This window comes from Pseudomonas sp. AAC (genome assembly GCF_000725445.1).
GTDB lineage: Bacteria > Pseudomonadota > Gammaproteobacteria > Pseudomonadales > Pseudomonadaceae > Pseudomonas > Pseudomonas citronellolis.
Window position 1 is genome coordinate 835,491 of the sequence record NZ_KL647096.1, and the last position, 13,336, is coordinate 848,826.

Genomic DNA, 13,336 nt, shown 5'->3' on the forward strand with positions numbered 1-13,336 from the left:
TTTTATTCGCGAGGCCCGGCAGATGCTGGGTCTTGTCGTTTTTGGGTCGCCTGGGCTGGGCTTATGAGGGGCGGGGGGATGGGTGTAGCGGCGTATAACCGCGAACGGTTATACGCCCTACGCTATGCTCGGCGACTTACGGCTTGGCGAAGCGAGTTCATGAGCCTTTTGGAAATTCCCCTCGGGCCTCTGCGGGCCTGCGGCTTGCGCGGGGCGCTGAGCGGGCCCTTCGACCTCGACCTGGCGCCCGGTCGCTGTACGGTGCTCAGCGGCCCCTCGGGCATCGGCAAGAGCCTGTTGTTGCGCATGCTCGCCGACCTCGACCCCAACCAGGGCCAGGTCAGCCTGGCCGGGGTGGCGCGCGAGCGTATGCCGGCCAGCGCCTGGCGGCGGCTGGTCACCTATGTGGCGGCGGAATCCGGCTGGTGGGAGGAGGGCGTCGCCGCGCACTTCGCCAACCTCGACGCCGCGCGGGCGCTGCTGCCGCGGGTGCGTCTCGACCCGGCGTTGCTGCAGGCGCGGGTGGCGCAGTTATCCACAGGCGAGCGCCAGCGCCTGGCCCTGCTGCGCGCGGTGGTGCAGCGGCCGCGCTTCCTGCTGCTGGACGAACCCACGGCGGCGCTGGACGCGGCCAGCCGCGAGGGCGTCGAGCAACTGCTGCAGGCACTGAAGGCCGAAGGCCTGGGCCTGCTGGTGGTCAGCCACGATGCCGGGCAGGCGCGGCGCCTGGCGGACGTCCACCTGCAGCTGGACGAACACGGCCTTAGCGAGGTGCAACCATGACGCCGCTGCAGCTCGGCCTGCCGGAACTGGCCCTGGCGGCGCTGCTGATCGTGGCCGCCGCCGCGCTGTCCTGGGCGCTGCGCCTGGGCCTGCAGCGCACCCTGCTGGTCTGCGCCGTGCGCCTGGTGGTGCAACTGGTGCTGGTGGGGCTGTTCCTGCGCCAGGTGTTCGCCCTGTCCTCGCCCTGGCTGACCGCCGGGGTGGTGCTGGCGATGCTCGCCGCGGCCAGTTTCGAGGTCGGCTCGCGGCAGCGCCGCCGGCTGGCCGGGTTCTGGCACCTGGGCATCGGCGGCAGCAGCGTCGGCATCGCCACCCTGGGCATCGCGCTCTTCGCCCTGGCCGGCAGCCTGCGGCCGCAGCCGTGGTACGACGCGCGGCACGCCATCCCGCTGGTGGGCATCATCCTCGGCACGGCGATGAACGCCGCCAGCTTGGCGCTGAACCAGGTGTTCGCCAGCGTCACCCGCGAGCGCGCCGCCATCGAGGCGCGCCTGGCCCTGGGCGCCGACCGCTACACCGCGCTTGGCGGGGTGCTGCGCCGCGCGCTCTACACCGGCTTGATCCCCACCCTGAACCAGATGGCCGCCGCCGGCATCATCACCCTGCCGGGGATCATGACCGGGCAGATCCTCGCCGGCATGGACCCGCTGGACGCCGCGCGCTACCAGATCCTGCTGATGTTCCTGCTGGTCGGCGCCGGGTTCGCCGCGGCCCTGGGCGCCGTGTACCTGTCGGCCTGGCGGCTCACCGACGAGCGCGACCGCCTGCGCCTGGACCGCCTGCGCGGCGAGGATTGAGCGGGTATGCTGGGGCTTTTCCATCCCGAGGGGAGAGCCCCATGAGCACTGCCAATTCCGCCCTGATCATCGGCGCCTCCCGCGGCCTCGGCCTGGGCCTGGTGAATCAGCTGCTGGCGCGCGGCTGGGAGGTCACCGCCACCGTGCGCGACGCCGCCAACGCCGGCGTGCTGGACAGCCTGCCGGTGCGCGTCGAGTCCCTGGTGCTGGACGATGCGGCCTCCCAGGACCGCCTCGCCGAGGCCCTGGCCGGGCAGCGCTTCGACCTGGTCTACATCAACGCCGGCATCTACGGTCCGCCGCACCAGTCGGCGCTGGACGCCAGCCTGGCCGAGGTGGGCGAGCTGTTCATGGTCAACGCCGTGGCCCCGCTGCGCCTGGCCGAGCGCCTGCTGCCGCTGCTGGAGCCGCAGCGCGGGGTGCTGGCCTTCATGACCTCGGAACTGGGCAGCGTGGCCGGCAACGAATCCGGCGGCATGGGCCTGTACCGGGCGAGCAAGGCGGCGCTGAACTCGCTGACCCGCAGCCTGGTCGCCGGGCTGGGCGAAACCGGCCTGACGGTGCTCAACCTGCACCCCGGCTGGGTACGCACCGACATGGGCGGCGAGGCTGCGCCGCTGGACGTGGAAACCAGCGCCGCCGGGCTCATCGACCAGGTCGAGGCCTACGCCGGGCGCGGCGGCCAGCACTACCTGGACTACCAGGGGACGACGATCGACTGGTGACGGATGCCGGCGGCGGCGTTACCATGCGCCGACGCCTGACCTGCGGGTCAAGGCGCACCTGGATCAGCAGACAGGGTGAACACTGAGCTGGCTTCCCGTACAACCGGGAGCCGGCTCGCCTCGGGCGGCGGCTCCGCAACTCAGAGGATTCACCCATGTCATCCCCCCGCCTGTGGCTGCGCAACCCCCTCGCCATCTTCACCGCCAACGGCCTCGATGCCCGTGGCGGCCTGGTCGTGCAGGACGGTCGCATCGTCGAACTGCTCGCCCTTGGCCAGCAACCCTCGCAACCCTGCGAGCAGGTGTTCGACGCCAGCCAGCACGTGCTGCTGCCCGGCCTGATCAACACCCACCACCACTTCTACCAGACTCTCACCCGCGCCTGGGCGCCGGTGGTCAACCAGCCGCTGTTCCCCTGGCTGAAGACCCTCTATCCGGTGTGGGCGCGGCTGACCCCGGACCAACTGGCGCTGGCCACCAAGGTGGCCCTGGCTGAACTGCTGCTGTCCGGCTGCACCACCGCGGCGGACCACCACTACCTGTTCCCCGACGGCCTGGAGCAGGCCATAGACGTGCAGGCCGGGGTGGTCGCCGAACTGGGCATGCGCGCCATGCTCACCCGCGGCTCCATGAGCCTGGGCGAGGCCGATGGCGGTTTGCCGCCGCAGCAGACGGTGCAGCGCGCCGAAGACATCCTCGCCGACAGCGAACGGCTGATCCGCGACTACCACCAGCGCGGCGACGGCGCCCAGGTGCAGATCGCCCTGGCGCCCTGCTCGCCGTTCTCGGTGACCCCGGAAATCATGCGCGCCAGCGCCGAGCTGGCCGAACACCACGACGTGCGCCTGCACACCCACCTGGCCGAAACCCTCGACGAGGAAGACTTCTGCCTAGAGCGCTTCGGCCAGCGCACCGTGGACTACCTCGACAGCGTCGGCTGGCTCGGCCCGCGCACCTGGCTGGCCCACGGCATCCACTTCAACGACGAGGAAATAAAGCGCCTGGGCGAAGCCGGCACCGGCATCTGCCACTGCCCCAGCTCGAACATGCGCCTGGCCTCGGGCATCTGCCCCACCGTGGCGCTGGAAGCCGCCGGCGCGCCGGTGGGTATCGGCGTGGACGGCTCGGCCTCCAACGACGCTTCGAACATGATTCTCGAAGCGCGCCAGGCCCTGTACATCCAGCGCCTGCGCTACGGTGCGGAAGAGATCACCCCGGAGCGGGCGCTGGGTTGGGCCACCAAGGGGTCGGCGAAGCTGCTGGGCCGCAGCGACATCGGCGAGCTGGCGCCGGGCAAGCAGGCGGACCTGGCGCTGTTCAAGCTGGATGAGCTGCGGTTTTCCGGGAGCCATGATCCGATTTCGGCGCTGTTGCTGTGTGGGGCGGACAAGGCGGACAGAGTGATGGTCGGGGGGAATTGGCGGGTGGTGGATGGCGAGGTGGAGGGCCTGGACCTCAAGGGCCTGATCGCCTCGCACACCCAGGCAGCACGGAAGCTGATCGGCTGACACCGGACTGCTTTTCGTAGGAGCGAGCTTGCTCGCGAACGGGGCCAACCGGGGGTGCGGTGCATGCCCTGAAGAGCCCCTCTCCCCAGCCCTCGGCTGCGCGCCCCGCCCTGAAGGGAGAGGGGGCTTGTCCGTGCCGAGAGGAGGAATGGTTTCAGCCGGAAACCTTCGATGCTGCCGGCTGACTCAGGAATACCCACGCACTCCGAACGGTCCCCTCTCCCTTCAGGGAGAGGGTTAGGGAGAGGGCGCTCTCAAACCCGCGCACCAACCCACCCAGCAAGACACCAATCAAGCCCTCATCCACTCCACCAACCGCCCCAACATCCCATCACAAGCCGCCAACTGCTCCTCACTCACGAACTCATCCGGCTTATGCCCCTGATCCATGCTCCCCGGCCCGCACACCACCGTCGGAATGCCCGCCTGATCGAACAACCCCCCCTCGGTGCCAAAAGCCACCGTGGAAAACTCATCCGAACCACTGAGCCGCGCCAGCAACTGCGCCACCTCGCTCTGCGGATCGGTAGCCAGCGCCGGATAGGCCGACAGCTCGCTGAAGCGAATATCCGCCTCAGCCTTCACCGCACGCATCCTCGGCAGCAACTCGGTCTCGGCATAGTCGCGCAGCTGCTCGGCGACCTGCTGCGGGTCGTCGCTGGGCAGGGCGCGCACTTCGAAGTCGAACTGGCATTCGGCCGGGACTATGTTCAGCGCGCGGCCGCCGCCGATCACCCCGGTCTGCACCGTGGAGTAGGGTGGGTCGAAGCGCGGGTCGTGGCGCTCCGGCGCGGCCAGGCGGGTGCCGATCTCGCCCAGGCGGTTGATCAGCTTCGCCGCGTATTCGATGGCGTTCACCCCCTGCGGGGCGTAGGCCGAGTGGCAGGCCGCGCCGTGCACCTGGCAGCGCATGGCCAGCTTGCCCTTGTGGCCGAGCACCGGCTTGAGCTCGGTGGGCTCGCCGATGATGCAGGCGATCGGCTTGTGCTCGCGGCGCGCAAGGTCCGCCAGCAGCGAGCGCACGCCCAGGCAGCCGACCTCCTCGTCGTAGGAGAAGGCCAGGTGCAGCGGCACGCGCAAAGGCTGGGCGAGGAAGGCCGGCACGGCGGCCAGCACGCAGGCGATGTAGCCCTTCATGTCGGCCGTGCCGCGGCCGTACAGGCGGCCGTCGTTCTCGCTCAGCTCGAAGGGCGGGACGCTCCAGTTCTGGCCGTCCACCGGCACCACGTCGGTATGCCCGGACAGGCACACGCCGCCGCGGTCGCGCGGGCCGAGGGTGGCGAACAGGTTGGCCTTGCCGCCGGCCTCGTCGAAGAACAGCTCGCTGTCCACGCCCAGGCCGGCCAGGTAGTCCTGGATGTACTTGATCAGCGCCAGGTTGGAATTGCGGCTGACGGTGTCGAAGGCGATCAGCCTGGCGAGGATGTCACGGCTGGAAAGCATGCAATGTCTCCGTAGGATGGGTTAGCCGCGAAGCGGCGTAACCCATCGATTGGCGTCGATGCGCTTACTCGTCGCCGGGCACGCCGTAGCTCGGCGCCTTGGTCGGGTCCAGCGCGCGGGTGATGTAGTCCTGCATCTGCGGCTTGTAGGCTACCCAGAGTTTTTCCAGTTCGTCGATCGGCGCCTCGTCGGCCCAGTCCACGCGCAGGTCCACCATCGGCCAGACCAGGTCGCCCACCACCTTCAGCGCCGCCGAATGCACCGGCCCGGCTTCGCCGCCGGCGGCCATGGCCGCCTGCATCGCCGCCAGCAGGCGTTCGGCCAGGCAGCCATCGGCCGCCTCGAAGGCTTTGGTCATGGCTTCGATCACCGCGGTGGACGACAGCAGGTTGCCCGCCGCCACGCAGTTCTCTCCGGCCACCGCGTGGTTCACGCCCAGCGCCTCGCTGCCGGTGAACAGCGCCACCTGGCCGTGCTGGTCGATCACCGTCACCTGGCGGTACTCGCTGTAGCCGTTGCTGGACAGCGCCTGGTCCAGCGCGGCTGCCGGCGCCAGGCCCGCTTCCAGGCGGTCGAGGATCTGCGGGCCCAGGGCCGGCAGGGTCACGTTCTGCGTGGCCACCGCGCCGACGCCGGCGCGCACCCAGGGGCAACGCGCGCCGACGGCGATGCTCGACGAGCTGATGGCGATGCCCAACTGGCCGGTTTCGGCGCAACGGCCGACGATGGAGAAGGTCATGGGCCGCTCCTTATTGTTCCCAGTCGTCCGGAATCACCGCGATCACGTCGATCTCCATCAGCCACTGCGGCTGGCCCAGGGCCGAGACCACCAGGCCGGTGGAGATCGGGAACACGCCCTTGAGCCACTTGCCGACCACCTGGTAGACCGGCTCGCGGTAGCGCGGATCGATGATGTAGGTGGTGGTCTTGACGATGTGCGACAGGTCGCTGCCGGCTTCTTCCAGCAGTTGCTTGACGTTCTTCATCGCCTGCTCGGCCTGCGCCGCCGGGTCGCCCAGGCCCACCAGGTTGCCGTTGAAGTCGGTGCCGACCTGGCCGCGCACGTATACGGTGTTGCCGGCGCGCACGGCCTGGCAGAGGTCGTTGTCCAGGGACTGGTTCGGGTAGGTGTCCTTGGTGTTGAACATGCGGATGCGGGTGTGGGTAGGCATCACTTACTCCCAGGAAGCGGCTTTTTTGGCTTGCGATTCGGCGGAGGCCTCGCGCTGCGAGGCGTCCTGGTATTCGACGTATTTGCGTTGCGTGGCGATGTGCCCGGCGATGTGCTTGGCGTCGTGCCACACGCCCCAGATGAACGACGAGCCCCGGCGCGACAGCCACGGCAGGCCGACGAAGTACACGCCCGGCTCGCGCGACACGCCGCGCTGGTGCTTGGGCTTGCCCTTGTCGTCGAAGGCGTCCACCTGCAGCCAGTCGAAGTCCACGGCGTAGCCGGTGGCCCAGATGATCGAGGTGATGCCGGCGGCGGCCAGGTCCAGTTCCAGGATCGGGTTGCGGATGCACTCGGCGTCCGGGTAGACGCGGCGCGCTTCCGGCTCTTCCGGCAGGTCCAGGCCGTTGCGTTCGATGTAGGCGTCGGCGGCGTCCAGCAGGTCGAGGTAGTTCTGGTCGCCGGCCTGCAGGTTCTTCACCAGGTCTTCCTGGAAGCTCACCTTGCCGTCGGCAAAAGCCTTGGTCAGGCCGACCAGGGTGATGCCCTCGTTGGCCAGGCGGCGGAAGTCGATGGTCTCGCCGCCACGGGCGCCGCTCACGGCGATGGTCACGTGCTCGCGGCCGGGCTGCACTTCCTCGGCGTCCCACAGGCCGAGCACGCCCAGCCACCAGACGAAGTCGCGGTTGCGGTAGGAGCGCGGCGGGCGGTCATGGGCGCCCACCGAGAGGAACACCCGCTTGCCGGCGCGGTTCAGCTCGTCGGCGATCTGCACGCCGGAGGAACCGGCGCCCACCACCAGCACGGCGCCTTCGGGCAGCTGCTGCGGGTTGTAGTACTGGGCCGAGTGGATCTGCTGGATACGCTCGTCCTTCGGCGCGATGGCCGGAATCACCGGGCGCTGGAACGGGCCGGTGGCGGAGACGATGCGCAGCGCCTGCAGGGTGCCTTCGGAGGTTTCCACGGTGAAGCCGGGGCGGCCTTCGTTGCGGGTCACCTTCTTCACTTCCACGCCGGTGCGGATGGGCGCGTTGAACTGCTTGGCGTAGGCGACGAAGTAGTCCGCCACCTGCTCCTTGTGCGGGAACTCGTCGGGGCCGACGGAGAATTCCATGTTCGGGAAGCGGTCGTGCCAGGCCGGGCCGTTGGCCACCAGCGAATCCCAGCGGCCGGTGCGCCAGGCTTCGGCGATGCGGCTCTTCTCCAGCACGATGTGCGGCACGCCCTGGGCGGTCAGGTGCTCGCTCATGGCCACGCCGGCCTGCCCGGCGCCCACCACGAGGGTGTCGGTTTCAATGCCATCGAGCGATTTGCCGGCGGGCTTGCCGAAGGCGGTCTGGTTCGGATCGGCCATGGGGTGACTCCTCGGACTCTGATCGTTGTTGTTCTGCGGTCGCGACTGTCCACCGCGTGTTGGCCGCATTCTGTTCAGACCCGGGCATTAGCGAAATTATGATTTTTGTAGTCGCAGGCTAGGGAAAAGCTGTGGGCCCGCGAGCCACGGGCCGCGCGGGGCGGCGGGGAAGGGGTATAGGTTTTTGCGTGGCAGGGAAGATAAAACGTATGGGGTGATGTGGTATGCGCTTGGGTTACCAGTAATCCGGTTTGCAGGCCGGGCGCTTACGCGTTGGCACCCGGCGAGGAAATTGGTGCGCTCGCAATTCTTCGGTCGTGATGATGCGACGCGTCCAGTGCGCATACTCAAGGAGCGATCCAGGGGGCTCACGCTTGATGCCTTCGCGGTGAGGAAGGATCACGCCTATCCGCAATTGCGGAAAATCCTCCCGTAAGGCCCGCAGGGCCGGCGTCATGTCCGTATCGGCCGACACCAGAACTATCTGCTCGATTCGCTCTTCTGCTGCGGAACTGGTCTGCCGCGCCGCCAGGCGGTACATGCTGATGGCCAGATGGACGTCGGTTTCCTTTTCTTCCAATTGCCAGATATCGACCTGGTCCGCCCGGGACGCGGGTGTTTTTCTGTCGATGAACCGTGGCGCTCGCCCGGGCTCCAGGCGGTGCCGCCCGACGAAGACCTCCACACCACGGACTTTCAGGGCACGGATGTAGGTGTCCTGCGCCTGTTTGGAAAGGACGCCGCGTGATGCCAGGTCCGGCTTCACCCCTGCGGTGAAGTAATTGACCGCCACCATCCGGGCAACGGGATCCTGTACTCGCAGCACATGCTCGAGCAGACCAGGAAGGTCGAGCCACTTGAATGCGGTGCCGGCAAGCAGGCCATAGAAGAGGTTATAGCCGTCGACGAAGAAGGCTGTTCTCACGAATTTCCAATCCCTAGAAACGAAAAAACCGGCCAGTGGGCCGGTTTCTTCACCCCAACGGCCAGCGAACTGAATCGCTGCGTACGGGGTTGAGTCGTAAAAAGGATGCTAGGGAGGCGTGGATCTGATGTCAACCGAATTCAGTTGACAAAAAATACCTAGGACCTGCCTGTCGTGGCTAGGCCGTTTCGTACATTGCCAGGCCTACCGGCTCTCCGCCACCGCCTCCAGAAACCGCTCCAGCACCAGGTTCGGCCGCCGTCCCTTGCGCGTAACCACCGTCAGCGGGATGTCGTAGTGGAAGCGCTCCGGGCGCAGCGCGCGCATGCGGCCCTGGGCCACCCAGTCGGCGGCGTAGTGGTCGGGCAGGTAGCCGATGTAGCTGCCGGTGAGGATCAGGAAGGCCATGCCCTCGCGGTCCGAGGCGTTGGCGCTGGCGTTCAGCTCCTGGTGGCGCTCCTGGGCCTCGGCGGGGATGCGGTAGCTGGGCGCCACCGCATCGCAGGCGTGGATTTCCGCCACCGTGATGCCCGCGTCCTCGCGCTCGAACAGCGGGTGCTCGCGGCTGCAGAACAGCAGCGACCGTTCGTCGTACAGCGGCGAATACTCCAGCCCCGACAGCGGGCTGATGAGCGGCACCACGCCTATATGCAGGCGCCCATCGAGCACGCCCAACTCGATCTCGTTGGGCGTGGTCATGCCGATGTTGATGCGCACCCCCGGGCCGCTCGCCTTGAGCGCACGCAGGGCGTGGGTGATGCGCATCTGCGGCAGGGTCACCAGGTTGTTGATGATGCCGATGTTCAACTCGCCGCGCAGGTGCTGGTGCAGCTCGTTGACCTCGGCGCGGAAGCCCTCCAGCGCCGCCAGCAGCGACTGGGTGGCGCGGTACACCTCGCGGCCCTCGTCGGTCAGGGCGAAGCCGGCGCGGCCGCGCTGGCACAGGCGCATGCCCAGGCGCTTCTCCAGGTCGCCCATGTGCAGGCTGATGGCCGAGCGGCTGATGCCCAGGGTGCTTTCCGCGGCGGAAAAGCTGCCGCACTCGACTATGGTCTTGAAGATGCGCAGCAGGCGTATTTCGAAATCGCTGACCTGGCCCAGGGACGGGCTGCGGGTTTTCGCCATTTTTGTTTTACCGAATCGAAACTGAACGTGAGAAGAATAGGCTTTAACTCACGTTAAGTCAGGCCCAATCTTGAGCCATCGCAGCAGGCGTGACGCGGCCTGCGCGCCCAACAAGACAGTCGTCGAGGACGAGCTCCATGAACCAGCAAGTGAACGTAGCGCCGTCGGCCGCCGCCGACCTGAACCTGAAGGCCCACTGGATGCCCTTCAGCGCCAACCGCAACTTCCACAAGGACCCGCGCATCATCGTGGCCGCCGAGGGCAGCTGGCTGGTGGACGACAAGGGCCGGCGCATCTACGACAGCCTGTCCGGCCTGTGGACCTGCGGCGCCGGTCACTCGCGCAAGGAAATCGCCGACGCGGTGGCCAAGCAGATTGGCACCCTCGACTACTCCCCGGGCTTCCAGTACGGCCACCCGCTGTCCTTCCAGCTGGCCGAGAAGATCGCCCAGATGACCCCCGGCACCCTCGACCACGTGTTCTTCACCGGCTCCGGTTCCGAGTGCGCCGACACCTCGATCAAGATGGCCCGCGCCTACTGGCGCATCAAAGGCCAGGCGCAGAAGACCAAGCTGATCGGCCGCGCCCGTGGCTACCACGGCGTGAACGTCGCCGGCACCTCCCTGGGCGGCATCGGCGGCAACCGCAAGATGTTCGGCCCGCTGATGGACGTCGACCACCTGCCGCACACCCTGCAGCCGGGCATGGCCTTTACCAAGGGTGCGGCCGAGACCGGCGGCGTCGAGCTGGCCAACGAACTGCTGAAGCTGATCGAGCTGCACGACGCCTCCAACATCGCCGCGGTGATCGTCGAGCCGATGTCCGGCTCCGCCGGCGTGATCGTGCCGCCGAAGGGCTACCTGCAGCGCCTGCGGGAAATCTGCGACGCCAACGACATCCTGCTGATCTTCGACGAAGTCATCACCGCCTTCGGCCGCATGGGCAAGGCCACCGGCGCCGAATACTTCGGCGTGACCCCGGACATCATGAACGTCGCCAAGCAGGTCACCAACGGCGCCGTGCCCATGGGCGCGGTGATCGCCAGCAGCGAAATCTACGACACCTTCATGAACCAGAACCTGCCGGAATACGCGGTGGAGTTCGGCCATGGCTACACCTACTCCGCGCACCCGGTCGCCTGCGCCGCCGGCATCGCCGCGCTGGACCTGCTGCAGAAGGAAAACCTGATCCAGCAGTCCGCCGAACTGGCGCCGCACTTCGAGAAGGCCCTGCACGGCCTCAAGGGCACGAAGAACGTCATCGACATCCGCAACTGCGGCCTGGCCGGCGCCATCCAGATCGCCGCCCGCGACGGCGACGCCATCGTCCGCCCGTTCGAAGCCAGCATGAAGCTGTGGAAGGAAGGCTTCTACGTGCGCTTCGGCGGCGACACCCTGCAGTTCGGGCCGACCTTCAACGCCAAGCCCGAAGACCTCGACCGCCTGTTCGACGCGGTCGGCGAAGCCCTCAACGGGGTGGCGTAAGTGAGCGAGCGTCCCAAGGCCGTACCGACGGTGCAGATCGACAACGACAAGGTCCTGGTCACCGAGTGGCGCTTCGCCCCGGGAGCGGAGACCGGCTGGCACCGCCACGGCATGGAGTACGTGGTAGTCCCGGTGACCGGCGGCGAACTGCTGCTGGAAACTCCCGAAGGCGAGCGGCGCGCGCCGCTGGTCCTGGGCCAGAGCTACACCCGCCAGATCGGCACCGAGCACAACGTGATCAACCCGTGCGACCACGAAGTGGCCTTCATCGAGATCGAGCTCAAGCAACACTGAGCCCGCGGGCCCGCGCGTAGGCATGCCGGTTCGGCCGGGCTTACCCTGGCCGTCCCGGCGAGCCTCGCGGCCCACCCAACACACCGAACAATCCCCTCTCCCTTCAGGGAGAGGGTTAGGGAGAGGGGCTCTTACGCTCCTCCTCCAAACCCCACTCAGCGAGAAGAGACAAGACGATGACCCTCATCAAGCACCTGATCGGCGGCGAGCTGATCGCCGACACCGGCCGCACCGCCGACGTCTTCAACCCGTCCACCGGCGAGGCCGTGCGCAAGGTCCCGCTGGCCGACCGCGAAACCATGCAGCAGGCCATCGACGCCGCCAAGGCCGCCTTCCCGGCCTGGCGCAACACCCCGCCGGCCAAGCGCGCCCAGGTGCTGTTCCGCTTCAAGCAACTGCTCGAAGCCAACGAAGAGCGCATCGTCAAACTGATCAGCGAAGAACACGGCAAGACCATCGAAGACGCCGCCGGTGAACTCAAGCGCGGCATCGAGAACGTCGAATACGCCACCGCCGCCCCGGAAATCCTCAAGGGCGAATACAGCCGCAACGTCGGCCCGAACATCGACGCCTGGAGCGACTTCCAGCCCATCGGCGTGGTCGCCGGCATCACCCCGTTCAACTTCCCGGCCATGGTCCCGCTGTGGATGTACCCGCTGGCCATCGCCTGCGGCAACACCTTCATCCTCAAGCCGTCCGAGCGCGACCCCAGTTCCACCCTGCTGATCGCCGAACTGTTCCACGAAGCCGGCCTGCCCAAGGGCGTGCTGAACGTGGTGCACGGCGACAAGGGCGCGGTGGACGCGCTGATCGAAGCCCCGGAAGTGAAGGCCCTGAGCTTCGTTGGCTCGACCCCGATCGCCGAGTACATCTACAGCGAAGGCACCAAGCGCGGCAAGCGCGTGCAGGCCCTGGGCGGCGCCAAGAACCACGCCGTGCTGATGCCCGACGCCGACCTGGACAACGCCGTCAGCGCGCTGATGGGCGCCGCCTACGGTTCCTGCGGCGAGCGCTGCATGGCCATCTCGGTAGCCGTGTGCGTGGGCGACCAGATCGCCGATGCCCTGGTGCAGAAGCTGGTTCCGCAGATCAAAGGCCTGAAGATCGGCGCCGGCACCTCCTGCGGCCTGGACATGGGCCCGCTGGTCACCGGCGCTGCCCGCGACAAGGTCACCGGCTACATCGACACCGGCGTGGCCCAGGGCGCCGAGCTGGTAGTGGACGGCCGCGGCTACAAGGTCGCCGGCCATGAGAACGGCTTCTTCCTCGGCGGCACCCTGTTCGACCGCGTGACCCCGGAAATGACCATCTACAAGGAAGAGATCTTCGGCCCGGTCCTGTGCATCGTCCGCGTGAACAGCCTGGAAGAAGCCATGCAGCTGATCAACGACCACGAATACGGCAACGGCACCTGCATCTTCACCCGCGACGGCGAAGCCGCCCGCCTGTTCTGCGACGAGATCGAAGTGGGCATGGTCGGCGTCAACGTCCCGCTGCCGGTCCCGGTGGCCTACCACAGCTTCGGCGGCTGGAAGCGCTCCCTGTTCGGCGACCTCCACGCCTACGGCCCGGACGGCGTGCGCTTCTACACCAAGCGCAAGGCCATCACCCAGCGCTGGCCGCAGCGCAAGAGCCACGAGGCGGCGCAGTTCGCTTTCCCCAGCAATAGCTGAGGTGGCATGAGGTAAGGGAAAGGCCGGTCGATTGACCGGCCTTTTTCGTTTACG

General features: G+C 67.7%; 13 protein-coding genes. 7 read left to right on the forward strand and 6 right to left on the reverse strand.

The genetic code is table 11. From position 1 onward, the window contains the following. Positions 1-159 precede the first annotated feature (159 nt). The 4 genes from FG99_RS13525 (at position 160) to FG99_RS13540 (ending at position 3,813) form a co-directional block, all read left to right on the forward strand. Positions 160-783 (forward strand): ABC transporter ATP-binding protein, encoded by a 624-nt coding sequence (locus FG99_RS13525; protein WP_043270230.1) that lies wholly within the window; start codon positions 160-162, stop codon positions 781-783. Continuing rightward, positions 780-1,580, forward strand: coding sequence for an ABC transporter permease (fetB, locus tag FG99_RS13530; protein ID WP_043270233.1), 801 nt, complete (start codon positions 780-782; stop codon positions 1,578-1,580). Before FG99_RS13525 ends, fetB begins: the two co-directional genes overlap by 4 nt. Before the next feature lie 41 nt (positions 1,581-1,621). Then, positions 1,622-2,305: an SDR family oxidoreductase gene (locus tag FG99_RS13535; protein ID WP_043270236.1), complete on the forward strand. Its 684-nt coding sequence runs from the start codon at positions 1,622-1,624 to the stop codon at positions 2,303-2,305. A 155-nt stretch (positions 2,306-2,460) separates the two neighbouring features. Continuing rightward, positions 2,461-3,813, forward strand: a complete 1,353-nt coding sequence (locus FG99_RS13540; protein WP_009614295.1) for an 8-oxoguanine deaminase — start codon at positions 2,461-2,463, stop codon at positions 3,811-3,813. Positions 3,814-4,104: 291 nt separating this feature from the next. Here the strand turns inward: FG99_RS13540 and argE are convergent, their stop codons facing one another. The 6 genes from argE to FG99_RS13570 form a co-directional block, all read right to left on the reverse strand. Continuing rightward, positions 4,105-5,256, reverse strand: a complete 1,152-nt coding sequence (argE, locus tag FG99_RS13545) for an acetylornithine deacetylase (protein WP_043270238.1) — start codon at positions 5,254-5,256, stop codon at positions 4,105-4,107. A gap of 64 nt (positions 5,257-5,320) precedes the next feature. Next, positions 5,321-5,995 (reverse strand): DUF1028 domain-containing protein, encoded by a 675-nt coding sequence (locus FG99_RS13550; RefSeq protein ID WP_009614292.1) that lies wholly within the window; start codon positions 5,993-5,995, stop codon positions 5,321-5,323. 10 nt (positions 5,996-6,005) lie between these two features. After that, positions 6,006-6,428 carry a RidA family protein gene (locus tag FG99_RS13555; RefSeq protein ID WP_043270240.1) on the reverse strand — a complete coding sequence of 141 codons (423 nt, stop codon included), beginning with the start codon at positions 6,426-6,428 and terminating at the stop codon, positions 6,006-6,008. 3 nt (positions 6,429-6,431) lie between these two features. Then, positions 6,432-7,781 (reverse strand): flavin-containing monooxygenase, encoded by a 1,350-nt coding sequence (locus tag FG99_RS13560; protein ID WP_051878814.1) that lies wholly within the window; start codon positions 7,779-7,781, stop codon positions 6,432-6,434. 235 nt (positions 7,782-8,016) lie between these two features. Continuing rightward, a complete protein-coding gene (locus FG99_RS13565; protein ID WP_043270242.1) occupies positions 8,017-8,706 on the reverse strand; it encodes an NYN domain-containing protein in 690 nt (229 codons plus the stop codon). A 204-nt stretch (positions 8,707-8,910) separates the two neighbouring features. Beyond that, the gene (locus tag FG99_RS13570; protein ID WP_009614289.1) at positions 8,911-9,831 is read right to left on the reverse strand and encodes a LysR family transcriptional regulator; all 921 of its coding nucleotides are present in this window, start codon (positions 9,829-9,831) and stop codon (positions 8,911-8,913) included. A 137-nt stretch (positions 9,832-9,968) separates the two neighbouring features. Here FG99_RS13570 and FG99_RS13575 point away from each other — a divergent pair, with 137 nt between their 5' ends. The 3 genes from FG99_RS13575 (at position 9,969) to FG99_RS13585 (ending at position 13,282) form a co-directional block, all read left to right on the forward strand. Then, on the forward strand, positions 9,969-11,315 hold the full coding sequence (locus FG99_RS13575; protein WP_043270244.1) for an omega-aminotransferase AptA: 1,347 nt from the start codon (positions 9,969-9,971) through the stop codon (positions 11,313-11,315). Then, the gene (locus FG99_RS13580) at positions 11,316-11,609 is read left to right on the forward strand and encodes a cupin domain-containing protein (RefSeq protein ID WP_009614286.1); all 294 of its coding nucleotides are present in this window, start codon (positions 11,316-11,318) and stop codon (positions 11,607-11,609) included. A gap of 176 nt (positions 11,610-11,785) precedes the next feature. Next, positions 11,786-13,282 carry a CoA-acylating methylmalonate-semialdehyde dehydrogenase gene (locus FG99_RS13585; protein WP_043270246.1) on the forward strand — a complete coding sequence of 499 codons (1,497 nt, stop codon included), beginning with the start codon at positions 11,786-11,788 and terminating at the stop codon, positions 13,280-13,282. Positions 13,283-13,336 lie beyond the last annotated feature (54 nt).

Bases quoted from the DNA above. Each gene is read 5' to 3' on its own strand.
- FG99_RS13575 (WP_043270244.1), top strand. From the start codon at position 9,969: ATGAACCAGCAAGTGAACGTAGCGCCGTCGGCCGCCGCCGACCTGAAC.
- FG99_RS13560 (WP_051878814.1), bottom strand. From the start codon at position 7,781: ATGGCCGATCCGAACCAGACCGCCTTCGGCAAGCCCGCCGGCAAATCG.
- FG99_RS13555 (WP_043270240.1), bottom strand. From the start codon at position 6,428: ATGCCTACCCACACCCGCATCCGCATGTTCAACACCAAGGACACCTAC.
- FG99_RS13535 (WP_043270236.1), top strand. From the start codon at position 1,622: ATGAGCACTGCCAATTCCGCCCTGATCATCGGCGCCTCCCGCGGCCTC.
- FG99_RS13585 (WP_043270246.1), top strand. From the start codon at position 11,786: ATGACCCTCATCAAGCACCTGATCGGCGGCGAGCTGATCGCCGACACC.
- FG99_RS13570 (WP_009614289.1), bottom strand. From the start codon at position 9,831: ATGGCGAAAACCCGCAGCCCGTCCCTGGGCCAGGTCAGCGATTTCGAA.
- fetB (WP_043270233.1), top strand. From the start codon at position 780: ATGACGCCGCTGCAGCTCGGCCTGCCGGAACTGGCCCTGGCGGCGCTG.
- FG99_RS13525 (WP_043270230.1), top strand. From the start codon at position 160: ATGAGCCTTTTGGAAATTCCCCTCGGGCCTCTGCGGGCCTGCGGCTTG.
- FG99_RS13550 (WP_009614292.1), bottom strand. From the start codon at position 5,995: ATGACCTTCTCCATCGTCGGCCGTTGCGCCGAAACCGGCCAGTTGGGC.
- argE (WP_043270238.1), bottom strand. From the start codon at position 5,256: ATGCTTTCCAGCCGTGACATCCTCGCCAGGCTGATCGCCTTCGACACC.
- FG99_RS13540 (WP_009614295.1), top strand. From the start codon at position 2,461: ATGTCATCCCCCCGCCTGTGGCTGCGCAACCCCCTCGCCATCTTCACC.